This is a genomic window from Viridibacillus soli (genome assembly GCF_016612995.1).
Lineage (GTDB): Bacteria > Bacillota > Bacilli > Bacillales_A > Planococcaceae > Viridibacillus > Viridibacillus soli.
In genome coordinates this window covers 17,188-42,238 of the sequence record NZ_JAEOAH010000035.1, presented here as the reverse complement: position 1 = coordinate 42,238, position 25,051 = coordinate 17,188, and the positions used below count along the sequence as shown (strand labels likewise).

26 protein-coding genes are annotated in these 25,051 nt (G+C 39.1%); all 26 read left to right on the top strand.

Going from position 1 to position 25,051, the window contains the following annotated elements; genetic code table 11:
- The first annotated feature begins 45 nt into the window (after positions 1 to 45).
- The 26 genes from rpoB to rplE all read left to right on the top strand — a co-directional run bounded on the left by rpoB (position 46) and on the right by rplE (position 25,043).
- Positions 46 to 3,609: a DNA-directed RNA polymerase subunit beta gene (gene rpoB / locus JFL43_RS17400; protein ID WP_198517832.1), complete on the top strand. Its 3,564-nt coding sequence runs from the start codon at positions 46 to 48 to the stop codon at positions 3,607 to 3,609.
- Between the two features lie 130 nt (positions 3,610 to 3,739).
- A complete protein-coding gene (gene rpoC, locus JFL43_RS17395) occupies positions 3,740 to 7,339 on the top strand; it encodes a DNA-directed RNA polymerase subunit beta' (RefSeq protein ID WP_200750019.1) in 3,600 nt (1,199 codons plus the stop codon).
- 138 nt (positions 7,340 to 7,477) lie between these two features.
- On the top strand, positions 7,478 to 7,726 hold the full coding sequence (locus JFL43_RS17390) for a ribosomal L7Ae/L30e/S12e/Gadd45 family protein (protein ID WP_100795238.1): 249 nt from the start codon (positions 7,478 to 7,480) through the stop codon (positions 7,724 to 7,726).
- Between the two features lie 100 nt (positions 7,727 to 7,826).
- Positions 7,827 to 8,246, top strand: a complete 420-nt coding sequence (rpsL, locus tag JFL43_RS17385) for a 30S ribosomal protein S12 (RefSeq protein WP_100795237.1) — start codon at positions 7,827 to 7,829, stop codon at positions 8,244 to 8,246.
- A 37-nt stretch (positions 8,247 to 8,283) separates the two neighbouring features.
- Positions 8,284 to 8,754: a 30S ribosomal protein S7 gene (gene rpsG, locus JFL43_RS17380; RefSeq protein WP_100795236.1), complete on the top strand. Its 471-nt coding sequence runs from the start codon at positions 8,284 to 8,286 to the stop codon at positions 8,752 to 8,754.
- 42 nt (positions 8,755 to 8,796) lie between these two features.
- Entirely contained in the window at positions 8,797 to 10,875 is a 2,079-nt protein-coding gene (gene fusA / locus JFL43_RS17375) for an elongation factor G (protein ID WP_200750018.1), read from the top strand.
- Between the two features lie 131 nt (positions 10,876 to 11,006).
- Positions 11,007 to 12,194, top strand: coding sequence for an elongation factor Tu (tuf, locus tag JFL43_RS17370; RefSeq protein ID WP_100795234.1), 1,188 nt, complete (start codon positions 11,007 to 11,009; stop codon positions 12,192 to 12,194).
- 145 nt (positions 12,195 to 12,339) lie between these two features.
- Positions 12,340 to 13,023 (top strand): response regulator transcription factor, encoded by a 684-nt coding sequence (locus JFL43_RS17365; RefSeq protein ID WP_200750017.1) that lies wholly within the window; start codon positions 12,340 to 12,342, stop codon positions 13,021 to 13,023.
- A 6-nt stretch (positions 13,024 to 13,029) separates the two neighbouring features.
- On the top strand, positions 13,030 to 14,055 hold the full coding sequence (locus JFL43_RS17360) for a sensor histidine kinase (RefSeq protein WP_200750016.1): 1,026 nt from the start codon (positions 13,030 to 13,032) through the stop codon (positions 14,053 to 14,055).
- A gap of 99 nt (positions 14,056 to 14,154) precedes the next feature.
- Positions 14,155 to 14,916, top strand: a complete 762-nt coding sequence (locus JFL43_RS17355) for an ABC transporter ATP-binding protein (RefSeq protein ID WP_200750015.1) — start codon at positions 14,155 to 14,157, stop codon at positions 14,914 to 14,916.
- Positions 14,906 to 16,900 (top strand): FtsX-like permease family protein, encoded by a 1,995-nt coding sequence (locus tag JFL43_RS17350; protein ID WP_200750014.1) that lies wholly within the window; start codon positions 14,906 to 14,908, stop codon positions 16,898 to 16,900. The genes JFL43_RS17355 and JFL43_RS17350 overlap by 11 nt, the downstream gene beginning before the upstream one ends.
- Positions 16,901 to 17,023: 123 nt before the next feature.
- Positions 17,024 to 18,340, top strand: coding sequence for a Na+/H+ antiporter family protein (locus tag JFL43_RS17345; protein WP_200750013.1), 1,317 nt, complete (start codon positions 17,024 to 17,026; stop codon positions 18,338 to 18,340).
- 313 nt (positions 18,341 to 18,653) lie between these two features.
- Positions 18,654 to 18,962, top strand: coding sequence for a 30S ribosomal protein S10 (gene rpsJ, locus JFL43_RS17340; protein WP_042478628.1), 309 nt, complete (start codon positions 18,654 to 18,656; stop codon positions 18,960 to 18,962).
- Between the two features lie 47 nt (positions 18,963 to 19,009).
- A complete protein-coding gene (gene rplC / locus JFL43_RS17335) occupies positions 19,010 to 19,639 on the top strand; it encodes a 50S ribosomal protein L3 (protein ID WP_100795229.1) in 630 nt (209 codons plus the stop codon).
- Between the two features lie 26 nt (positions 19,640 to 19,665).
- The gene (gene rplD / locus JFL43_RS17330) at positions 19,666 to 20,289 is read left to right on the top strand and encodes a 50S ribosomal protein L4 (RefSeq protein ID WP_100795228.1); all 624 of its coding nucleotides are present in this window, start codon (positions 19,666 to 19,668) and stop codon (positions 20,287 to 20,289) included.
- Positions 20,289 to 20,570 (top strand): 50S ribosomal protein L23, encoded by a 282-nt coding sequence (gene rplW, locus JFL43_RS17325; protein WP_100795227.1) that lies wholly within the window; start codon positions 20,289 to 20,291, stop codon positions 20,568 to 20,570. The genes rplD and rplW overlap by 1 nt, the downstream gene beginning before the upstream one ends.
- A gap of 41 nt (positions 20,571 to 20,611) precedes the next feature.
- Positions 20,612 to 21,442, top strand: a complete 831-nt coding sequence (gene rplB / locus JFL43_RS17320) for a 50S ribosomal protein L2 (RefSeq protein WP_100795226.1) — start codon at positions 20,612 to 20,614, stop codon at positions 21,440 to 21,442.
- Between the two features lie 60 nt (positions 21,443 to 21,502).
- Positions 21,503 to 21,784, top strand: coding sequence for a 30S ribosomal protein S19 (gene rpsS / locus JFL43_RS17315; RefSeq protein ID WP_038179075.1), 282 nt, complete (start codon positions 21,503 to 21,505; stop codon positions 21,782 to 21,784).
- Between the two features lie 21 nt (positions 21,785 to 21,805).
- Complete coding sequence (gene rplV / locus JFL43_RS17310; protein WP_100795225.1) at positions 21,806 to 22,150, top strand: 50S ribosomal protein L22; 345 nt, start codon at positions 21,806 to 21,808, stop codon at positions 22,148 to 22,150.
- 3 nt (positions 22,151 to 22,153) lie between these two features.
- Positions 22,154 to 22,810 carry a 30S ribosomal protein S3 gene (gene rpsC, locus JFL43_RS17305; protein ID WP_100795224.1) on the top strand — a complete coding sequence of 219 codons (657 nt, stop codon included), beginning with the start codon at positions 22,154 to 22,156 and terminating at the stop codon, positions 22,808 to 22,810.
- A 1-nt stretch (position 22,811) separates the two neighbouring features.
- Positions 22,812 to 23,246 carry a 50S ribosomal protein L16 gene (gene rplP / locus JFL43_RS17300; RefSeq protein WP_100795223.1) on the top strand — a complete coding sequence of 145 codons (435 nt, stop codon included), beginning with the start codon at positions 22,812 to 22,814 and terminating at the stop codon, positions 23,244 to 23,246.
- A complete protein-coding gene (rpmC, locus tag JFL43_RS17295; RefSeq protein ID WP_100795222.1) occupies positions 23,236 to 23,436 on the top strand; it encodes a 50S ribosomal protein L29 in 201 nt (66 codons plus the stop codon). The genes rplP and rpmC overlap by 11 nt, the downstream gene beginning before the upstream one ends.
- A gap of 17 nt (positions 23,437 to 23,453) precedes the next feature.
- Entirely contained in the window at positions 23,454 to 23,717 is a 264-nt protein-coding gene (gene rpsQ, locus JFL43_RS17290) for a 30S ribosomal protein S17 (protein ID WP_038179084.1), read from the top strand.
- 43 nt (positions 23,718 to 23,760) lie between these two features.
- Complete coding sequence (rplN, locus tag JFL43_RS17285) at positions 23,761 to 24,129, top strand: 50S ribosomal protein L14 (RefSeq protein ID WP_100795221.1); 369 nt, start codon at positions 23,761 to 23,763, stop codon at positions 24,127 to 24,129.
- 36 nt (positions 24,130 to 24,165) lie between these two features.
- Entirely contained in the window at positions 24,166 to 24,477 is a 312-nt protein-coding gene (gene rplX / locus JFL43_RS17280) for a 50S ribosomal protein L24 (protein WP_100795220.1), read from the top strand.
- A gap of 26 nt (positions 24,478 to 24,503) precedes the next feature.
- Positions 24,504 to 25,043 carry a 50S ribosomal protein L5 gene (gene rplE / locus JFL43_RS17275; RefSeq protein ID WP_100795219.1) on the top strand — a complete coding sequence of 180 codons (540 nt, stop codon included), beginning with the start codon at positions 24,504 to 24,506 and terminating at the stop codon, positions 25,041 to 25,043.
- The last annotated feature ends 8 nt before the right edge of the window (positions 25,044 to 25,051 follow it).

Genomic DNA, 25,051 nt, shown 5'->3' with positions numbered 1-25,051 from the left:
CTATTTGTATGATTTCGCAAAGACCTATTATCGCTTTATTGAGGGGTGAATGAGTTGACAGGTCAACTAGTTCAGTACGGACAACACCGCCAGCGTAGAAGCTTTGCACGTATTAAAGAGGTGCTGGAACTTCCGAATCTAATTGAGATTCAAACCGCATCTAACGAGTGGTTTCTTGCAGAAGGTTTACGTGAAATGTTCCGCGACATTTCGCCGATTGAAGACTTTACAGGAAATCTTTCACTTGAATTCGTCGACTACAATCTCGGAGATCCGAAATATGATGTCGATGAGTGTAAAGAGCGCGACGTTACTTACGCTGCACCATTACGTGTAAAAGTACGTTTGCACAACAAAGAAACAGACGAAGTGAAAGAGCAAGAAGTATTTATGGGTGATTTCCCACTCATGACTGAAACTGGCACTTTCGTTATCAATGGCGCAGAACGCGTTATCGTTTCACAATTAGTTAGATCACCAAGTGTATACTATCACGATAAAACAGATAAAAACGGTAAAAAAGGCTTCGGCGCAACAGTAATTCCTAACCGTGGAGCATGGTTGGAATACGAAACAGACGCTAAAGATGTTGTCTATGTTCGTATCGATCGTACACGTAAATTACCGGTTACAGTTCTTTTACGTGCACTAGGTTTTGCTTCAGACCAAGAAATCATTGAGCTAATCGGTGATAACGAATATTTACGTAATACTTTAGAAAAAGATAATACTGAAAGTACAGAGAAAGCATTATTAGAAATTTATGAACGTCTACGCCCGGGTGAACCACCTACAGTAGAAAGTGCTAAAAATCTCTTGTACTCACGTTTCTTTGACCCAAAACGCTATGACTTAGCTAATGTTGGTCGTTATAAAATGAACAAAAAGCTTGATATTAAAAATCGCCTATTCAATCAAACAGTGGCAGAAACACTAGTTGACCCTGAAACAGGTGAGATTTTAGCTGAAGCTGGTACATTAATCGATCGTCGTGTTTTAGATCGCTTAATCCCGCATTTAGAAAACGGTATTGGTTTCCAAACGATTTCTAAAGTGGCTGGCGTTCTAGAAGGCGATGTTTTAATTCAAGAAGTTAAAATCTATGCTCCTAACGACGAAGCACAAAAAGAAATTAAAGTAATCAGTAACGCTTACGTTGAAGAAGAAGTGAAACATATCACTCCTGCTGACGTAATCGCATCTGTATCTTATTTCTTCAACTTGCTATATGGTGTTGGTAACACAGATGACATCGATCACTTAGGTAACCGTCGCTTACGCTCTGTAGGTGAATTGCTACAAAACCAATTCCGTATCGGTTTATCTCGTATGGAACGTGTTGTACGTGAACGTATGTCGATTAACGATACACAATCTATTGTTCCACAACAATTGATCAATATTCGTCCTGTAATTGCTTCTATCAAGGAATTCTTTGGTAGTTCTCAGTTATCTCAATTCATGGACCAAACAAACCCACTAGCTGAATTAACGCACAAACGTCGTCTATCAGCATTGGGACCTGGTGGTTTAACTCGTGAGCGTGCTGGTTTCGAAGTACGTGACGTTCACTACTCTCACTATGGTCGTATGTGTCCAATCGAGACTCCAGAGGGTCCGAACATTGGTTTAATTAACTCACTTTCAAGTTTTGCGAAAGTGAATAAATTTGGCTTCATCGAAACACCTTACCGTCGTGTAGACCCTGAAACTGGTAAAGTAACTGGACATATCGATTACTTAACTGCCGACGAAGAAGACAACTACGTAGTAGCGCAAGCGAACTCAATCTTAAATTCAGATGGTTCATTTGTTAAAGACGAAATTGTAGGTCGTTTCCGTGGTGATAACACTATATTCAAACGTGAAAACGTTGACTATATGGATGTATCACCAAAACAAGTAGTTTCTGCCGCGACAGCATGTATTCCTTTCTTAGAAAACGATGACTCTAACCGTGCTCTAATGGGAGCGAACATGCAACGTCAAGCTGTTCCGTTGTTAAACCCAGAAGCGCCATTCGTTGGTACTGGTATGGAGCATGTAGATGCACGTGATTCTGGTGCTGCAGTAGTTGCGAAATACCCTGGTATTGTTGAACATGTTGAAGCTCGTTCTATTCACGTTCGTCGTATTGAAGAAATCGATGGCAAAGAAGTTAAAGGCGACTTAACTAAATATAAATTACAAAAATTCATCCGTTCTAACCAAGGTACAAGTTATAACCAACGTCCAATTGTTGAAATTGGCGACCGCGTAAATCCGCGTGATATACTTGCTGACGGTCCTTCAATGGAGTGTGGCGAGCTAGCACTTGGCCGTAACGTAGTAATTGGCTTCATGACTTGGAATGGTTATAACTATGAAGATGCCGTAATCATGAGCGAACGTCTTGTTAAAAACGACGTTTACACATCTGTTCATATTGAAGAATATGAGTCAGAAGCGCGTGATACTAAATTAGGACCTGAAGAAATCACTCGTGATATTCCAAATGTCGGTGAAGAAGCATTACGCAATCTTGACGAACGTGGAATTATCCGTATTGGTGCTGAAGTTCATGACGGAGACATCCTTGTAGGTAAAGTAACTCCTAAAGGTGTAACTGAATTGACAGCTGAAGAACGCTTATTACATGCAATATTCGGTGAAAAAGCACGTGAAGTACGTGATACATCACTACGTGTTCCTCACGGTGCGGGCGGTATCGTTCTTGATGTTAAAGTCTTCAATCGTGAAGATGGAGACGAATTACCTCCAGGCGTTAACCAACTTGTACGTGCATATATCGTTCAAAAACGTAAAATTCGCGTAGGGGATAAAATGGCAGGACGTCACGGTAACAAAGGTGTAATTTCTCGTATCCTTCCAGAAGAAGATATGCCATTCCTTCCAGACGGCACACCAATTGATATCATGTTAAATCCACTTGGTGTACCATCACGTATGAACATCGGTCAAGTATTAGAGTTGCATTTAGGTATGGCTGCTCGTACTCTAGGCGTTCACATGGCAACACCAGTATTTGATGGTGCCAATGAAGAAGATGTTTGGACAACAATGGAAGAAGCAGGCATGGACCGTGATGGTAAAACAACACTTTATGATGGACGTTCAGGTGAACCATTCGATAACCGAGTATCAGTTGGTGTCATGTACATGATCAAACTTGCTCACATGGTTGACGACAAACTTCACGCACGTTCAACAGGGCCATACTCATTAGTAACGCAACAACCATTGGGTGGTAAAGCTCAATTCGGTGGACAACGTTTCGGTGAGATGGAAGTTTGGGCTCTTGAAGCTTACGGCGCTGCTTATACACTTCAAGAAATTTTAACAGTTAAATCCGATGACGTTGTAGGTCGTGTGAAAACATACGAAGCAATTGTTAAAGGTGAAAGTGTTCCAGAACCAGGCGTTCCTGAGTCATTCAAAGTATTAATTAAAGAACTTCAAAGTTTAGGTTTAGATGTGAAAATGCTAACAATCGATGACGAAGAAATTGAGCTTCGTGACATGGATGAAGATGAAGATCTTCAACCAGCAGACGCGCTTAATATTCTGCCGAACACTGATGAAGAAGCACCAGTAGGGTCTCCTGAATAATAATAAATAACTAATAATGGATCGTTGGACAGGGCCAGTAGGACTTGTCCACCTTTCCAATTATCATTAAATCAATCGTCGAGCTAAGAATAAAGTCGAAAAGACTTCATACTAAAGGGAGGTAGGCTCCTTGATAGACGTTAATAATTTTGAGTATATGAAAATTGGTTTAGCTTCACCTGATAAAATCCGCTCATGGTCTTATGGAGAAGTAAAAAAACCAGAAACTATTAACTATCGTACACTTAAACCAGAAAAAGATGGTTTATTCTGTGAACGAATTTTCGGACCTACAAAGGACTGGGAATGTCACTGCGGTAAGTACAAACGCGTACGTTATAAAGGCGTAGTTTGTGATCGTTGTGGAGTTGAAGTAACGCGTGCAAAAGTACGTCGTGAGCGTATGGGTCATATTGAATTAGCTGCTCCAGTCTCGCACATTTGGTATTTCAAGGGAATTCCAAGCCGTATGGGGCTTATTTTAGATATGTCACCACGTTCATTAGAAGAAGTAATCTACTTCGCATCTTATGTTGTAGTAGAAGCTGGTGATACTGCTCTTGAAAGAAAACAATTGCTTTCAGAAAAAGAATACCGTGCTTACCGTGAAAAATACGGCAACACATTCCAAGCTGCAATGGGCGCTGAAGCAATTAAACGTCTTTTACAAGAAATCGATCTTGATAAAGAAGCAGATTCTTTAAAAGAAGAACTTAAAACTGCACAAGGTCAACGTCGTACTCGTGCAATTAAACGTTTAGAAGTTGTTGAATCATTCCGTCACTCTGGCAACCGTCCAGATTGGATGATCTTAGATGTACTACCTGTAATTCCACCAGAGCTTCGTCCTATGGTGCAATTAGATGGTGGCCGTTTTGCAACAAGTGACTTAAATGATTTATACCGTCGTGTTATTAACCGTAACAACCGTTTAAAACGCCTTCTTGATCTTGGAGCACCTGGCATTATCGTTCAAAACGAAAAACGTATGCTTCAAGAAGCGGTAGATGCTTTAATCGATAACGGTCGTCGTGGTCGTCCAGTAACTGGACCAGGTAATCGTCCATTAAAATCTCTTTCACATATGTTAAAAGGTAAACAAGGTCGTTTCCGTCAAAACTTACTTGGTAAACGTGTTGACTACTCAGGTCGTTCTGTAATCGTTGTAGGACCGAACTTGAAAATGTACCAATGTGGTCTACCGAAAGAAATGGCAATCGAATTGTTCAAACCTTTCGTGATGAAAGAACTTGTTGAGCGCGGTCTTGCACACAACATTAAATCTGCAAAACGTAAAATTGAACGTATGCACTATGAGGTATGGGATGTTTTAGAAGACATTATTCGTGAACACCCAGTTTTACTTAACCGTGCACCAACTCTTCACAGACTTGGTATCCAAGCGTTCGAACCTACATTAGTTGAAGGAAAAGCAATCCGTCTTCACCCATTAGTATGTACAGCCTATAACGCTGACTTTGATGGTGACCAAATGGCGGTTCACGTTCCACTATCAGCTGAAGCACAAGCAGAGGCTCGTTTATTAATGTTGGCAGCTCAAAATATCTTGAACCCTAAAGATGGTAAACCAGTTGTTACACCATCGCAAGATATGGTATTAGGTAACTACTACCTAACACTTGAACGTAAAGGGGCAAGAGGTGAAGGCGCTGTATTCTATGGTCCTGAGGAATTAGTGGTTGCTTATGAAAACCAAGAAGTCCACTTGCATACACGTATCGCTATTAAAGCTTCATCATTGAAAAATCAACAATTTACAGATGAACAAAATAACATGTTGTTATTAACTTCAGTAGGTAAGGTTCTATTTAATGAGATTTTACCGGAATCTTTCCCGTACATTAATGAACCAACAACAACTAACTTACAAGTTGAAACACCTGCGAAATACTTTGTTCCTACAAATACAGACGTTAAGAAACATTTAGCAGAAGTTGAAACAGTTAGACCATTTACGAAAAGTTATTTAGGTAAAGTTATTGCAGAAGTATTTGCGAACTTCCACATTACAGAAACTTCTAAAATGCTTGACCGTCTAAAAGATCTTGGATTCAAATACGCAACTAAAGCAGGTATTACAATTGGTATCTCAGATATCCTAGTATTACCTGATAAAAATGAAATTCTTGAAGAAACTCAAGAAAAAGTTGATAAAGTATTGAAACAGTTCCGTCGTGGTCTAATTACAGAAGAAGAACGTTACGATCGCGTCATCTCTTATTGGAGTGCAGCGAAAGACGTAATCCAAGAAAAACTTATGAAATCATTAGATAGCTTTAATCCTATCTTCATGATGAGTGACTCTGGTGCCCGTGGTAACGCATCTAACTTTACTCAACTTGCTGGTATGCGTGGTCTGATGGCCAATCCGGCTGGTCGTATTATTGAACTTCCGATCAAATCTTCATTCCGTGAAGGTTTAACAGTATTGGAATACTTCATCTCTACACATGGTGCTCGTAAAGGTCTTGCCGATACAGCGCTTAAAACTGCCGATTCAGGTTATCTTACTCGTCGTCTAGTTGACGTTGCACAAGATGTTATCGTCCGTGAAGATGAATGTGGTACGGACCGCGGTTTAACAATCGGTTCTTTAAAAGAGGGCAATGAAATAATCGAAGCTCTTGAAGAACGTATTCTAGGTCGTTATGTTAAGAAAACAGTCCGTCATCCAGAAACGGATGAAGTGATTATTGCAAGAGACGCATTAGTTACTCCAGAGCTTGCTCGTAAAGTAATTGAGGCTGGTCTTGAAGAGATTACAATTCGCTCTGCATTTACATGTAACACTAAACATGGTGTATGTGAAAAATGTTACGGTATGAACTTAGCGACGGGTGACAAAGTTGAAGTCGGTGAAGCTGTTGGTATTATCGCGGCTCAATCTATCGGCGAACCAGGTACACAGTTAACAATGCGTACTTTCCATACAGGTGGGGTTGCCGGTGCCGATATTACTCAAGGTCTTCCACGTATCCAAGAGATTTTCGAAGCGCGTAACCCTAAAGGTCAAGCTGTTATTACGGAAATCACTGGTACAGTAGTTGACATCGATGAAATTCGTGAAGGCCAAAAAGAAATTACAATTCAAGGCGCAGTAGAAACTCGTAAATACTTAGCTCCGTACAATGGTCGTTTGAAAGTTCAAGTGAACGATCAAGTACAACACGGAGAAACGCTTACAGAAGGTTCTATTGATCCAAAAGAATTGATTAAAGTCACTGATGTATCTACAGTTCAATTATACTTATTGAAAGAAGTTCAAAAAGTATACCGTATGCAAGGTGTAGAAATCGGAGATAAACATATCGAAGTGATGGTACGCCAAATGCTTCGTAAAGTACGTGTAATTGAAGCTGGTGAAACAGATTTACTTCCTGGTTCATTACTTGATATACATCAATTCTCTGAAGCCAATGCAGAGGCGCTGTTAAATGGAAAACTTCCAGCAACTTGCCGTCCTCTAATCCTTGGTATCACTAAAGCATCTCTTGAAACTGAATCATTCTTATCTGCAGCATCATTCCAAGAAACAACTCGTGTCTTAACTGATGCAGCAATTAAAGGTAAACGTGATGAACTTCTAGGACTGAAAGAAAATGTTATCTTAGGTAAACTTGTTCCAGCTGGTACTGGTATGCAACGTTATCGTCAAATCAAAATTGAGGAAAGCGAAACAGAAGACGCTGAATCAGTTTTAGCTGAATAATTATAAAAAATCATCCGGGGAGAAGAGATATTTTCCTTCTTCTCGGGATTTTTATAATTTTGATTGACAATAAATGCATTGAATGATAATATATTTAAGGTTGATAGTTGATTGTCTATCATTTCGGAGGATATGCAAATGTCTTATGAAAAAGTCAAAAAGGCTAAAAAAACAATCGTCGGTAATAAGCAAGCAGTAAAAGCAATATGTACTGGTCATGTTACTAAACTTTTCGTTGCTCTAGATGTAGATGATCGAATTACCACGCATGCGGTGCAATTAGCACAAAAAAATGGTATTCCCATTGCATTTGTAGACTCGAAAAAAGAACTTGGTAGAGCCTGCGGAATTCAAGTAGGTGCTGCAGTAGTTGCAATTACTGAATGATGGTTTTTGTGTATAGTACACAAAGACTTTGTTTTTTACCTAAAAATGAACCACCTGGATGTGTGGATTTAAACTGAAGATATGAAGGGAGGAAAAACCGATGCCTACAATTAACCAATTAGTACGTAAGCCTCGCCAATCCAAAAGTAAGAAATCAAAATCACCAGCGTTAAACAAAAGTTATAACAGCTTCCAAAAAGCTTTAACTGATGTTAACTCACCACAAAAACGCGGTGTATGTACACGTGTTGGTACAATGACACCTAAAAAACCAAACTCAGCGTTACGTAAGTACGCTCGTGTACGTTTAACAAACCAAATCGAGGTTAACGCTTATATTCCTGGTGAAGGCCACAACCTACAAGAACACAGTGTTGTACTTATTCGCGGAGGTCGTGTAAAAGATTTACCAGGTGTACGTTATCACGTTGTTCGTGGTGCGCTAGATACTGCTGCAGTAACTGGCCGTATGCAATCTCGTTCTCTATATGGTGCTAAAAGACCAAAAGAAAAAAAATAATCTAAAATTCAAGCTCTAATCGAAAGGAGGAAAACACATGCCTCGTAAAGGTCCTGTTTCCAAACGTGACGTGTTACCAGATCCAATTTATAAATCAAAACTAGTAACTCGTTTAATCAATAAAATGATGGTAGATGGTAAAAGAGGTACTTCTCAAAAGATTTTATACGGTGCGTTCGAATTAGTTCAAGAACGTTCTGGTAACAATCCAATTGAAGTATTTGAAGCTGCATTAAACAACGTAATGCCTGTTCTTGAAGTTCGTGCTCGCCGTGTTGGTGGTACTAACTATCAAGTACCAGTTGAAGTACGTCCAGATCGTCGTACTACTCTTGGTCTTCGCTACCTAGTTAACTACTCTCGTCTTCGTGGAGAAAAAACTATGGAAGAACGTCTAGCTAACGAAATTCTAGATGCTTCTAACAACACTGGTGCGTCAGTTAAAAAACGTGAAGATATGCACAAAATGGCAGAAGCGAACAAAGCATTCGCTCACTACCGCTGGTAAGATTAAACCGACTTTAACCCAACTCGGAAGGAGAAATACCCTATGGCACGCGAATTCTCACTTGAGAAAACACGTAATATTGGGATTATGGCTCACATCGATGCTGGTAAAACAACAACGACGGAGCGTATCCTTTATTACACTGGTAAAATCCATAAAATCGGTGAAACGCATGACGGTGGATCACAAATGGACTGGATGGAGCAAGAGCAAGAACGTGGTATTACAATCACTTCTGCTGCAACAACAGCTCAATGGGACGGCCACCGTGTAAACATCATCGATACTCCTGGACACGTAGACTTCACAGTTGAAGTTGAACGTTCACTACGCGTACTTGATGGTGCAGTTACAGTGCTTGATGCACAATCAGGTGTAGAACCACAAACAGAAACAGTTTGGCGTCAAGCTACAACTTACGGTGTTCCACGTATTGTGTTCATTAACAAAATGGACAAAATGGGTGCGGATTTCCTATACTCTGTAGGAACTTTAACTGAGCGCTTACAAGCGAACGCTCACCCAATTCAGTTGCCAATCGGTGCTGAAGATGAGTTCAAAGCAATTATTGACTTAGTTGAAATGAACACAACTTTCTACGGAAATGACCTAGGTACTGAAGTTACTGTGGGCGAAATTCCTGAAGAATATAAAGCACAAGCTGAGGAATACCGTGAAAAATTAATCGAAGCAATTGCTGACGTTAATGAAGATATCATGGAAAAATACTTTGCAGGTGAAGAAATTTCTGTTGCTGAGCTTAAAAAAGCGATTCGCAAAGCAACAATCAATATTGAGTTCTACCCAGTTATCTGTGGTACGGCATTCAAACATAAAGGTGTTCGTAAAATGCTAGATGCAGCAATCGATTACCTACCAGCTCCAACAGATGTTGAGTCAATTAAAGGAACACTTCCTGATTCAGACGAAGAAGTTGTTCGTCACTCAAGTGATGAAGAACCATTCTCTGCATTAGCGTTCAAAGTAATGACAGACCCATTCGTTGGTAAGTTAACATTCTTCCGTGTATACTCTGGTGTTTTACAATCAGGTTCATACGTGCAAAACTCTTCAAAAGGTAAACGTGAACGCGTAGGTCGTATCCTACAAATGCACGCTAACTCTCGTGAGGAAATTGCAGAAGTACACGCTGGGGATATCGCTGCTGCAGTAGGTCTTAAAGATACTACTACTGGTGATACACTTTGTGAAGAGAAACACTTAGTTATTCTTGAATCAATGGAATTCCCAGAACCAGTTATCTCTCTTTCTGTAGAACCAAAATCTAAAGCAGACCAAGATAAAATGGGTCAAGCTTTACAAAAACTTCAAGAAGAGGATCCAACTTTCCGTGCTCACACTGACACAGAAACTGGACAAACAATCATCTCAGGTATGGGTGAACTTCACCTTGATATCTTAGTTGACCGTATGCGCCGTGAATTTAAAGTAGAAGCTAACGTAGGTGCTCCACAAGTATCTTATCGTGAAACATTCCGTGGCTCTGCAAAAGTTCAAGGTAAATTCACTCGCCAATCTGGTGGTCGTGGACAATACGGAGACGTAACAATTGAGTTCTCTCCAAATGAAGAAGGTAAAGGCTTTGAATTCGAAAACGCTATCGTTGGTGGTGTAGTACCTCGTGAATACATTCCTGCAGTAGAAGCGGGTCTTCGTGACTCTCTTGACCGCGGTGTAGTAGCTGGTTACCCACTAATCGACATTAAAGCGAAATTAGTATTCGGTTCTTACCATGACGTTGACTCGAATGAGATGGCGTTCAAAATTGCTGCATCTATGGCTCTTAAAGAAGCTTCAAAACAATGTAATGCAGTTATTTTAGAACCAATGATGAAAGTAGAAGTAGTAATTCCAGAAGAATACCTTGGTGATATCATGGGTAACATTACTTCTCGTCGCGGACGCGTTGAGGGTATGGAAGCTCGCGGTAACTCTCAAGTTGTTCGTTCAATGGTTCCTTTATCGGAAATGTTTGGTTACGCAACGACTCTTCGTTCTGCAACGCAAGGTCGCGGTGTCTTCTCAATGACATTCGATCATTATGAAGAGGTACCAAAATCAATTGCTGCTGACATTATCAAAAAAAATATGGGTGAATAATTGAAATTTCATCTTGCATAAAGTATAACTAATTTGTAAGCTATGTATGGAAGAGGGTAGGGCCCTATCCTCTGAGATGCATGACTATAAAACTAAAAAAATATAAACAATTATTGAGGAGGCATTTTCTAATGGCTAAAGAAAAATTTGACCGTTCTAAAACGCATGCTAACATTGGTACAATCGGACACGTTGACCATGGTAAAACAACTTTAACTGCTGCAATCGCTACAGTTCTTTCTAAAAAAATGGGTGGCGAAGCTAAGTCATACGCTGATATCGACAACGCTCCAGAAGAAAAAGAACGTGGTATCACAATCAACACTTCTCACGTAGAATACGAAACTGATACTCGTCACTATGCACACGTTGACTGCCCAGGACACGCCGACTATGTTAAAAACATGATCACAGGCGCTGCTCAAATGGATGGCGGTATCTTAGTAGTATCTGCTGCTGATGGTCCAATGCCACAAACTCGTGAACACATCCTTTTATCTCGTCAAGTAGGTGTTCCATACCTAGTAGTATTCATGAACAAATGTGATATGGTTGACGACGAAGAACTACTTGAATTAGTAGAAATGGAAGTTCGTGACCTATTAACTGAATATGATTTCCCAGGCGATGATCTTCCTGTAATTAAAGGTTCTGCTCTTAAAGCTCTTGAAGGCGAAGCAGATTGGGAAGAAAAAATCGTTGAATTAATGGACGCTGTAGATTCTTATATCCCAACTCCAGAACGTCAAACTGACAAACCATTCATGATGCCAGTAGAGGATGTATTCTCTATCACTGGTCGTGGTACAGTTGCAACTGGCCGTGTTGAACGTGGTCAAGTTAAAGTCGGCGATGTTGTAGACATCGTTGGTATTGCTGAAGAAGCTAAACAAACAACTGTAACAGGTGTTGAAATGTTCCGTAAATTATTAGACTACGCTGAAGCTGGAGACAACATTGGTGCTCTTCTTCGTGGTGTAGCTCGTGAAGATATCCAACGTGGACAAGTACTTGCTAAACCAGGTTCAATCACTCCACACACAGACTTCAAAGCTGAAGTTTATGTTCTTTCTAAAGAAGAGGGTGGACGTCATACTCCATTCTTCTCAAACTACCGTCCTCAGTTCTACTTCCGTACAACTGACGTAACTGGTGTTTGTAATCTTCCTGAAGGCGTAGAAATGGTTATGCCTGGAGATAACATCGAAATGACTGTTTCTTTGATCTCTCCTATCGCTCTTGAAGAAGGTACTAAGTTCTCTATCCGTGAGGGTGGACGTACTGTAGGCGCTGGCGTTGTAGCTACAATCACTAAGTAATTTCTATTACTAGTTTTAAAATCCATCTCGTGACGACGAGATGGATTTTTTTATGTTCAAATTTGCGGGGCTTTCGTTTTATTGGCGAAAGTTTTTTTATTTTACCAAATTCTTGTACAATGGTAATAGAGAGGGTGATCGAGTTATGAAAATACTTATAATTGAAGATGATCAGGCTATTTTTGAAATTATCCAGGAGCGCTTTAGTCAGTGGTCACTGGAAGTTATAAGACCTGCTGATTTCCAAAAAGTGATGGAAAGCTTTTATAAGGAAAAACCACAGCTAGTTATTATAGATATCCAGTTGCCTGCATTCGATGGTTTTCACTGGTGCCGTGAAATACGTCATATTTCGAAAGTGCCTATTATTTTCTTATCATCACGTGATCATCCGATGGACCAAGTTATGGCGATGCAAATGGGTGCCGATGATTTTATACAAAAGCCGTTCAATATGGACGTGCTATTAGCTAAAGTACAAGCCATTACACGCAGAACATATGATTATAAAGAAGAGCATTTACATAGTGCTTTATGGAATGCAGCGACAATCGATTATTCTAGAAGTACGATTACGCTACAAGGACGTACAGCAGAATTAACAAAAAATGAATTATTTATTTTAAGAGTATTACTAGAACGTTTAGATCAAATAGTATCACGAGATGAATTAATGAGAAAACTATGGGATGATGAACGTTTTGTTAATGATAATACGTTATCCGTGAATGTAAATCGTCTGCGCTTGAAGCTTGAAGAAATCGGTTTAGCAGATGTCATTCTTACGAAAAAGGGATTAGGCTATATGGCAATTACGAAGGAGGTCTAATTTACGATGCTTTGGAAGTTTCTTAGGGAAAGACAGTCATGGATACTTTTTTTTATCGTCATGCAACTATGGATGAATGTGATTCTGTATTTAGATGTAGGTTTATCCACTGTATCAGCAGAGTATCTTAATATGACTAATATACTATTATTTGTGCTTTTTTTAATATGGCGATATGTAAAAGAGGCGAAGTCAATTCGTAAACTGGAACATTTCCTGGGAAATGCTTTAGATATAGAGAATATTGTTCCGTTATCTTCAGAAAAGCTATCCAGTTTTGAGGAAGTGTATTTTAATGTGATTGAAGATGTAGAATCGAAAAGGCGTGAACAACTAAACAAAATGCATGTTGAATCCTTAGAAGAGCAGGATAGAGCATTGGCTTGGATTCATGAAGTGAAGACGCCACTAACTGCGATGAAGCTTATGATTGACTCGCTAGGGGATTATACTTTGAAGAAGAGGCTTGAAATTGAATGGTTGAGAGTTCATTTGCTACTTGATCAGCAATTGCATCATATTAGACTTTTTTCTATAGAAAATGACAATATGATGGAAATCGTATCAATTAGATATACATTGCTCAAAGAGATAAAAAATCTACAAACATGGTGTATTGAAAAGGATATTGGTTTTGATATCGAAAATCTAGATGCAGAAGTTCTAACAGATCAGAAATGGACGGCTTTTATTATCCGCCAAATACTTGCGAATGCTGTGAAGTATAGTGGCAATGATACAGACATTCAAGTGTATACATCAAAGGATCAAGATGGTCATGTATATTTATATATTAAAGATGCGGGTATTGGGATTAGTCAAGCAGATTTACCACGTATTTTTAATAAGTCATTCACGGGTACAATTGGACGCCATCAGACAGCTTCGACTGGTATGGGGTTATATTTGGCCGAAAAAGCTGCAAGTAAGTTAGGGATCCGAATTTTTGTGCAATCAGAAGAAGGGGTAGGTTCTGTCTTCTCTTTACGATTCCCTTTGAAAAATGAATTCGTTAAAATCATGAGTAGATGACAAAATTGTCATCTACTCTTTTTATTTGTCATGTTAATCAAACGATTCTTTTATGAAAATTCTATAATATAGGTTTATAAGCGAAAGGGAGGAATTGTAATGGCTATTTTAAAAGCACGTAAAGTTAAAAAAGTATATGGACGTAAACTAACAGCCCAAGAAGTGTTAAAGGGTATTGATATAGAAGTAAATGAGGGAGAATTTGTCGGCATCATGGGGCCTTCGGGTTCTGGTAAAACAACTTTATTAAATGTTCTTTGTTCGATTGATCATGCGACAGAGGGTGTTATTGAAATCGATGGTAATGATTTAAGAAAGATGAAAGAAAAGGAACTATCTAGATTCCGTCGTGAGCAACTAGGTTTCATCTTTCAAGACTATAACTTATTAGATACATTAACTGTGAAAGAGAATATTCTATTGCCATTATCGATTAGTAAAGTTTCAAAAGCTGAGGCGGAAAGTCGCTTCAATACACTAACAGACTTATTAGATATTCGAGAATTAGCTAATAAATATCCAAATGAAATATCAGGTGGGCAAAAACAGAGAACATCTGCAGCACGTGCACTTATTTCGAATCCGTCAATCGTTTTCGGTGATGAGCCAACAGGTGCGTTAGATTCAAAATCAGCTACGGTCCTATTAGAGAATTTAGTAACTATAAATGAGAAGCGACGTGTAACGATTATGATGGTTACTCATGATCCAGTTGCGGCCAGCTTCTGTAGTCGTGTATTGTTCTTAAAAGACGGTCAGCTTTACACAGAGCTTTATAAAGGTGATAAAAATCGTAAAACGTTCTTCCAAGAAATTATGAATACGCAAGGTGTTTTAGGCGGTGACGGTTATGACGCTTAGTCAACTTGTGCTGCGTAGCTTGAAAAAGAATATTACGCATTATTATTTATATTTTTTTGCATTGATATTTAGTGTGACTTTGTACTTTTCATTTGTGACATTGCAATTTAATCCGAGTGTTTCAGATATGACGGAAGGAAGTACGACTGGGGCAGCGGGATTTAAAGCTGCTTCAGCAATGTTATTATTCATCGTGACATTCTTCGTAATTTACGCAAATCATCTGTTTATGAAGCGTAGAAGTAAAGAGATTGGTTTGTATCAATTGATTGGTATGTCGAAGACAACGGTTGTACGTCTACTTTCTTTAGAGAATATTCTATTGTGGGTTGGTGCTACAACTATTGGAGTTGGTATTGGCTTTTTAACTTCACGTGTATTTGCGATGATTCTATTGAAGTTGATTAGTAAAGAGGCTTTAGTGGAGATTTCCTTTTCTTCACAGGCGTTCGTGCAAACAATGGTTGTCTTTTTGGCGCTCCTAGTATTAATCACAGTTCAAACGATTTTTGTGATTCGTCGTTCTACGTTGCTTGATTTGTTCTTGGCAAGTAAAAAAGGTGATACGCGTGTGAAACGTATTGGACCATTTCAAATGCTTCTAGGTCTGGTAGGAGTAATATTAATCAGCTTTGGTTATTATAAATCAACGCATTTATTTGATTTAGATTCAGATTCAGTTACTTTGAATTTACTAATTATTAAGATGATAACTATATTAGCTTCAACAATCATAGGGACGTTTTTTGTGTTCCGTTTCTCAGTGTCATTCATCATGAATGTGATTCGTAAAGGGAAAAAAGGACATTTATCATTAAATGATGTGTTGGCGTTAACGCCGATTATGCACCGTATGAAGGGTAATGCGAAATCGTTAACACTTATTACAATTATGACTGCTATTGCTTTAGCAATTATGTCACTGTCGTATATTTCCTATTATTCTGCAGGTTCTAGTGCAAAGCAATTTGTGCCTTTTGATATCATTTCATTAAATGGGCAAAATAAAATGTTTGAAGAACATCTTAAGAAACAAAATATTAACTATGAGAAATATGAATTCTCTCTATTGAAGGTAGATATTGATACTTCAGGATTATTGGAGAAACCATTAGCTGATTCGATAAAAGAGAATATGGTATTAGGTTCTATCGTGACAAGATTGAGCGATATGCAGAAAATCCACCCTAAAGTAACTTTAAAAGAGGGAGAAGCGTATCTAGTTGGAAATAGTGGAATGCTTGCAGAATTACTGCCATTAGAGGTTGGTAAATCTATGACTGTTCATACGAAAGAAGATAAAACAAAATTAACGATGGTTGGTCTTGAAAAGGAATGGATTATTTCGAGTCAACTAACATATGGTAGTCCTGCTGTGATAGTGACAGATAAATTTTTCGATAAGCTAGTAACTGATACCAAAATCAAAAAGAACTCTATTTGGTATAAACAAGAAGGTTACTCATTTGAAGAGAATGATCTGAAAAAGGCTCAAGAAATTTATGAAAAGACGACCAATGGGGGAACATTTACTACGAAGGATGCAAAGGGCAAAGAGAGAAAGTTTTTTGCATCAACTCAGGAAGGTAAAAAAAATGATTCATTAGAATTATGGGGGAATGTCATTTTCGCCACAGGTTTCCTTGGCCTTGCATTCTTACTAGCAACAGGCAGCATTTTATACTTTAAACAAATGTCTGATGCGGAAGATGAAAGAGAGTCTTATACAGTACTTCGTAAAATCGGCTTTACAAAGTCAGAAATTATGAAGGGAATTTATATAAAGCAAGCCTTTAACTTTGGTGTACCGCTGCTAATCGGCTTACTACACAGTTATTTCGCAGTTAAATCAGGGTGGATGTTATTTGGTTCAGAGTTAACAACACCATTAATTGTGACAATGAGCATTTATGCTTTACTTTACTCGGTATTCGCATGGCTCTCTGTTATGTATTACCGTAAAGTAGTAAATGAAAGTTTATAATATAGAAGAAATTCCATGTAGATTATGATTCTACATGGAATTTTTTATTGACATCATTAATTTATGTCTCTATAATTACTTTATCGAACTAGAGAACTAGAGTGTGAAAGCGAAGTGTAAAGTGTGAATGCAGTAATTATAGCAATAGCTGTTATGTTAATATTGAGCTTACTACGCATAAATGTTGTACTTTCACTTGTATTAGGTGCATTTGCAGGGGGCCTAACAAGTGGTATGGGGATTACTAACACCGTAGAAACGTTTACACAGGGGCTAGGAGCAGGAGCAACAATTGCTTTGAGTTACGGTTTATTGGGTGGTTTTGCAATCGCCATTTCAAAAACAGGAATTCCTGAATTAATGATTGCATCGATTTTAAAACTTTTGAATAATAACGGTGAAAATAATAGACGTGGATTAGTGAAGGTTTTGATCTTCCTTTTAATCTTTGCAATGTCCGTTTTCTCTCAAAACTTGATTCCAATTCATATTGCATTTATTCCATTATTAATTCCGCCAATTTTGAAAATCTTAAATATGCTCGAAGTAGATCGTCGGATCATTGCAACAATCATTGCAGTTGGTTTAGTTGGTACATATAGCTTTGTACCAGCAGGGTTCGGTTCTATTTTCCAAGAGATTGTAGCAACTCAAGTAACGAAAGCTGGCATGAATGTATCAGTAAGTGATGTTCCGACAGCAATGGCTATTCCGGTGCTTGGGATGCTTATTGGCTTAGTTGTCGCGTTATTCTTTTATCGTAAACCTCGACACTACGAAGCAGCAGATGTTGAAACTTCTTCTATTGAGGTAAAGGTCAGCAAAAGAGTGATTATTTCAACTATCATTGCATTAATTGCATCGCTCTATACACAAATAACCACGGATTCTATGATTGTTGGTGCATTTGCAGGTATTACAGTTATGTATGTAACTGGAGCTTTGAAATGGAGAGAAGCGGATGAAGTTTTAACAGATGGTATGCGCATGATGTCATTTATCGGCTTTGTTATGATTGCGGCGAACGGCTTTGCATCCGTTATTAATGCAACAGGAGATATAGATAGCCTAATAACAAGTTCATTAAGTGTTTTAGAAGGTAATGCTAGTTTGGCAGTATTTGCTATGCTAATCATTGGTTTAATCGTAACAATGGGGATTGGTTCATCCTTTGCAACAATTCCAATCATTGCAACACTATTTGTACCATTATCTGTAGAACTAGGATTAAGCCCATTAGCGATAATGTGTTTGATTGGAACAGCGGGTGCCCTAGGAGATGCTGGCTCACCTGCTTCTGATACGACGCTTGGGCCAACAGCTGGATTGAATGTTGATGGACAGCACAATCATATTTGGGATACATGTGTACCGACATTTATCTTCGTGAATATACCACTCATTATCTTTGGGTGGGTTGCTTGTGTATTCTTCTTATAACTGTAAAGATGCGATTCTAAATGAATTGCATCTTTTTTATACCATATAATTTGCAATATAGATGGTTATTTTATATACTTGAAATCGGCTAAAGAGCAAAATATAAAATTGACAAAGAATAATCGTGACATTGAAAAGAATTTAGCAAAAAGACTTGCTTATTCTTTTTTTAATGTGTATAATATTTAATGTTGGTCTTTGACTGCGATGAAGCGGGAGGTTGCCGACACACCCGGCCGCATTGCCATGGCGCGTGTGACGGAGAAATTTCTGTGGAGAATGTCTAGGGAATAGGCGAAAAGGAGGGAAAATAATGGCAAAACAAAAGATCCGTATCCGTTTGAAAGCATATGATCATAGAATTCTTGATCAATCTGCTGAGAAAATTGTGGAAACTGCTAAACGTTCAGGTGCAAGTGTATCAGGTCCGATTCCACTTCCAACTGAAAGATCGGTGTATACAATTCTGCGTGCCGTTCATAAGTACAAAGATTCTCGTGAGCAATTCGAGATGCGTACTCATAAACGTCTGATTGATATCGTTAACCCAACACCACAAACTGTTGACGCGTTAATGAAACTTGATTTACCATCTGGCGTTGATATTGAAATCAAACTTTAATGGTAAAAATGAAAATAGAAAAACAATAATCACAGGAGGTGTGACAAATGACCAAAGGAATCTTAGGTAGAAAAATCGGTATGACGCAAGTTTTTGCTGAGAACGGTGATTTAATCCCTGTAACTGTAGTTGAAGCTGCTCCAAACGTAGTTCTTCAAAAGAAAACAGTTGATACAGATGGTTACGAAGCAATCCAAATCGGTTTCGAAGATAAGCGTGAGAAACTTTCTAACAAACCTGAAAAAGGACACGTAGCTAAAGCAAGCACTGCTCCTAAGCGCTTCATCCGCGAAATCCGCGATGTAAACTTAGCTGAGTACGAGGTTGGTCAAGAAGTCAAAGTTGAAATTTTCGCAGAAGGCGAAGTAGTAGATGTAACAGGTGTTACTAAAGGTAAAGGTTTCCAAGGCGTAATTAAACGTCACGGACAATCTCGCGGCCCGATGTCTCACGGTTCACGTTACCACCGTCGTCCTGGTTCAATGGGTCCAGTTGCTCCGAACCGCGTATTTAAACAAAAGAAATTACCTGGTCAAATGGGTGGCGGAGTTGTTACAATCCAAAATTTAGAAATTGTAAAAGTTGACGTTGAACGCAACTTACTACTTATTAAAGGTAATGTTCCTGGTTCTCGTAAAGCGCTAGTAACAGTTAAATCTGCAACTAAAGCTAACTAAATTACCGAAGAAAGGAGGAAACAGGAATGACAAAGGTATCTTTGCTTAGTCAAACAGGTTCTTCTGTTGGTGAAATCGAATTAAACGATGCAATCTTCGGAATCGAACCAAACCAAAATGTATTATTTGACGCTGTAATCGCTCAACGCGCTTCATTACGTCAAGGTAATCACAAAGTAAAAAACCGTTCTGAAGTAGCTGGTGGTGGTCGTAAACCATGGAAGCAAAAAGGAACAGGTCGTGCTCGTCAAGGTTCTATCCGTTCGCCACAATGGCGTGGTGGTGGTGTCGTATTCGGTCCAGTACCTCGTAGCTATAGCTACAAACTACCGAAAAAAGTACGTCGTTTAGCTCTTAAATCAGCACTATCTGTTAAAGTATTAGAAACTAACTTCTTAGTACTAGATGGTCTTAAACTAGACACACCAAAAACAAAAGATTTCGTAAAAGTTCTTAAAGATCTTTCAATCGAATCTAAAGCATTATTCGTAACTGCTGATTTAGATGAAAACGTGGCATTATCTGCTCGTAACATCCAAGGCGTTACTGTTGTACCAGCTGCTGGTATCAACGTTCTTGATCTATTAGGTCACGATAAAGTTGTATTCACTAAAGCTGCTGTAGAAAAAGTTGAGGAGGTGCTTGGTTAATGGAAGCACGTGATATTTTAAAACGTCCTGTCATTACTGAGCGTTCTTCAGAACTAATGGCAGAAAATAAATATACATTTGATGTTGACACTCGTGCCAACAAAACTGAAGTTAAAGACGCTGTTGAATCTATCTTTGGAGTTAAAGTTGAGAAAGTTAACATCATGAACTACAAAGGTAAATACAAACGTGTAGGTAAATTCGGTGGTTACACAAACAAACGCCGTAAAGCAATCGTAAAATTAGTTGCTGGCAACGAAATCGAATTATTCGAAATGTAAATTTCGTTCATATTTGAACAATAAAGAAGGAGGGAACTCAAATGGCGATTAAAAAGTATAAGCCTACCTCAAATGGTCGTCGTAACATGACGTCATCTGACTTTGCTGAAATCACAACTAACAAACCTGAGAAATCTTTGTTACAACCGACAAAACGCAAAGCTGGTCGTAATAACCAAGGTAAAATCACTGTTCGTCATAATGGTGGTGGCCACAAACGCCAATACCGTGTCATCGATTTCAAACGTTTGAAAGATGGCATACCAGGACGCGTTGCTACTATCGAATATGATCCAAATCGTTCTGCCAACATCGCATTAATTAATTATGTTGATGGTGAGAAACGTTACATTCTAGCTGCTAAAGGTCTAGAAGTAGGAATGACAATTGTATCTGGTACAGATGTTGATATTAAAGTAGGTAACGCATTACCACTTGAAAATATCCCAATGGGTACTACAATCCATAACATCGAAATGAAACCTGGTAAAGGTGGACAACTAGTACGTTCTGCTGGTACATCAGCACAAATCCTTGGTAAAGAGGGTAAATACGTAATTGTTCGTCTACAATCTGGTGAAGTTCGTATGATCCTTGCTACTTGCCGCGCTACAATCGGTCAAGTTGGTAATGAGCAACATGAACTTATCCACATTGGTAAAGCAGGTCGTACTCGTTGGTTAGGTAAACGCCCAACTGTACGTGGATCTGTAATGAACCCTAACGATCACCCACACGGTGGTGGTGAAGGTCGTTCTCCAATCGGACGTAAATCACCAATGACGCCATGGGGTAAACCAGCACTTGGTTACAAAACTCGTGACAAGAAAAACAAATCCGACAAACTTATCATTCGTCGTCGTAAAAAATAAAGTGATTAGACTGCGGTTCATTGAAAGAGCCGTAGTGGGATCACGGAGGGAGGTTCCAATATGGGCCGCAGCTTGAAAAAAGGACCTTTTGTTGATGACCACTTAATGAAAAAGGTGGAAGCACAAGAGGCTTCTGAGAAAAAACAAGTTATCAAGACTTGGTCTCGCCGTTCTACAATCTTCCCGAACTTTATCGGACTAACGATCGCTGTATATGATGGACGTAAACATGTTCCTGTATACGTGACTGAAGATATGGTAGGTCATAAATTGGGTGAGTTCGCACCAACACGCACATACAAAGGTCATGGTGCAGATGATAAGAAAACATCAGTACGCTAATATGAGGGGAGGTAAATCCTGATGCAACAAGCTAAAGCTATTGCTCGCACAGTTCGTATTGCTCCTCGTAAAGTCCGCTTAGTGGTTGATTTAATCCGAGGCAAGCAAATCGGCGAAGCGGTTGCAATTTTACGTCATACTCCAAGAGCAGCGTCTCCTGTAGTTGAGAAAGTACTAAAATCTGCAGTTGCTAATGCTGAACATAACTATGATTTAGATGTAAATAACTTAGTTATTTCAGAAATATTCGTTGATGAAGGTCCAACGTTAAAACGTTTCCGTCCACGCGCACAAGGACGTGCAAGCGCAATTAACAAACGTACAAGCCACATTACTCTAGTGGTATCTGAGAAGAAGGAGGGATAATACGTGGGTCAAAAAGTACATCCAATAGGATTACGTGTTGGTGTCATTCGTGATTGGGAATCTAGATGGTACGCTGAAAAAGAGTATGCTACTTTACTTCATGAAGACATTAAAGTACGTAAACACATCGAAAGCAGCTTGAAAGAAGCGTCAGTTTCTAAAGTAGAAATCGAACGTGCTGCAAACCGTGTTAACATTACAATTCACACTGCGAAACCAGGTATGGTAATTGGTAAGGGCGGTACTGAAGTGGAATCACTTCGTAAAAACCTTGGCAAAATCACTGGTAAACGTGTACACATCAATATCGTTGAAATTAAACGTGCGGATCTTGACGCTAAATTGGTTGCAGAAAACATTGCTCGCCAATTAGAAAGCCGTGTATCATTCCGTCGTGCACAAAAACAATCTATTCAACGCACAATGCGTTCAGGTGCTAAAGGGATTAAAACTCAAGTATCTGGTCGTTTAGGCGGCGCTGATATTGCTCGTGCTGAACATTATAGTGAAGGAACTGTTCCGCTTCATACTCTTCGTGCTGACATTGATTATGCTCATGCAGAAGCTGACACTACTTATGGTAAATTAGGTGTTAAAGTATGGATCTACCGCGGTGAAGTCCTTCCAGTGAAGAAGAACTCTGAGGAAGGAGGCAAATAATATGTTATTGCCAAAACGCGTAAAATACCGTCGTGTACACCGCGGAAAAATGCGTGGAGAAGCGAAAGGCGGTAAAGAAATTGCATTCGGCGAATTCGGTTTACAAGCAACTGAAGCTAGCTGGATCACTAACCGTCAAATCGAAGCTGCACGTATCGCGATGACTCGTTACATGAAACGTGGCGGTAAAGTTTGGATTAAAATCTTCCCACATAAACCATATACGAAAAAGCCTCTAGAAGTTCGTATGGGTTCAGGTAAAGGTGCTCCTGAAGGTTGGGTAGCTGTAGTTAAACCAGGAAAAATTATGTTCGAAATCGGAGGCGTTTCAGAGGAAATCGCTCGTGAAGCACTTCGTTTAGCATCTCATAAGCTTCCTGTGAAATGTAAGATTCTTAAACGTGAAGAAATTGGTGGTGAATCTAATGAAAGCTAATGATATCCGTGAACTTACAACAGCAGAAATTGAAACTAAAGTAAAATCACTGAAAGAAGAGCTTTTCAACCTTCGCTTCCAATTGGCGACTGGTCAATTAGAAAACACAGCTCGCATCCGCGAAGTACGCAAAGCAATTGCGCGTATGAAAACTGTGATTCGTGAAAGAGAAATCAGTGCAAATAACTGATAAAGGAGGTTTGCAGCATGACTGAGCGTAATCAACGCAAAGTTTACACTGGCCGCGTAGTTTCAGATAAAATGGATAAAACTATTTCTGTTTTAATTGAAACACACAAAAAGCATAAGCTTTATGGCAAACGTGTAAAATACTCTAAGAAATTTAAGGCGCATGATGAAAACAACGAAGCAAAAGTTGGAGATATCGTCCGCATTATGGAAACTCGTCCGCTATCAGCTACTAAACGTTTCCGTTTGGTTGAAGTTGTAGAAAAAGCGGTTATTATCTAATTATATTTCGGAACATAACAATGTCCGAAGGGAGGTAACCTAAGTGATCCAACAAGAAAGCCGTTTAAAAGTTGCTGACAACTCAGGTGCGAAAGAAGTATTAACAATCAAAGTACTTGGTGGTTCTGGACGTAAAACTGCAAACATCGGTGATGTAATCGTATGTACAGTTAAGAAAGCAACACCAGGTGGCGTTGTCAAGAAGGGTGAAGTTGTAAAAGCTGTAATCGTTCGTACAAAGAGCGGTGTTCGTCGTAAAGACGGTACTTACATCAAATTCGATGAGAACGCATGTGTAATCATCAAAGACGACAAATCACCACGCGGAACTCGTATTTTCGGACCTGTTGCACGTGAACTACGTGACAGCAGCTTCATGAAAATCGTATCTTTAGCTCCGGAAGTTCTTTAATTTTCATGAAAGTGCCAATCAAGGAGGTGCGACAGAATGCATGTTAAAAAAGGCGACAAAGTAAAGGTTATTTCTGGTAAAGATAAAGGCAAAACAGGTGTTGTTCTTGCTGCTTTTCCTAAGATAGATCGTGTACTAGTTGAAGGTGTTAACATCGTCAAAAAACACGTGAAACCTAACCAAATCAATCCACAAGGTGGAATTGTCAGCCAAGAGGCAGCAATTCACGTTTCGAACGTAATGCTAATCGATCCAAAATCTGGCGAGCCGACTCGCGTAGGTTACAAAATCGAAGATGGTAAAAAAGTTCGTGTAGCAAAAAAATCAGGTGCAGTAATCGATAAATAAGTTATAGAGAAGGGAGGTACAAACACATGAGCCGCCTAAAAGACAAATTTTTAAGTGAAGTTTCACCTGCTCTTATGAGCAAGTTTGAATATACATCAGTAATGCAAGTTCCTAAAGTTGAGAAAATCGTTGTTAACATGGGTGTTGGTGACGCTGTTCAAAACTCTAAGATTCTTGACTCTGCTGTTGAAGAGTTAACATTAATTACAGGTCAAAAACCTGTTGTAACAAAAGCTAAGAAATCTATCGCAGGTTTCCGTCTTCGTGAAGGTATGCCAATCGGTGCGAAAGTTACATTACGCGGTGAGCGTATGTATGAATTCTTGGATAAATTAATTGCTGTTTCACTTCCACGTGTACGTGACTTCCGTGGTGTTTCTAAAAAAGCATTCGACGGTCGCGGTAACTACACTCTAGGTGTTAAAGAACAATTAATCTTCCCAGAAATCGACTACGATAAGGTTTCTAAAGTACGCGGTATGGATATCGTTATCGTAACTACTGCGAACTCTGATGAAGAAGCTCGCGAGTTACTTACTCAATTCGGTATGCCGTTCCAGAAGTAATAAAACAA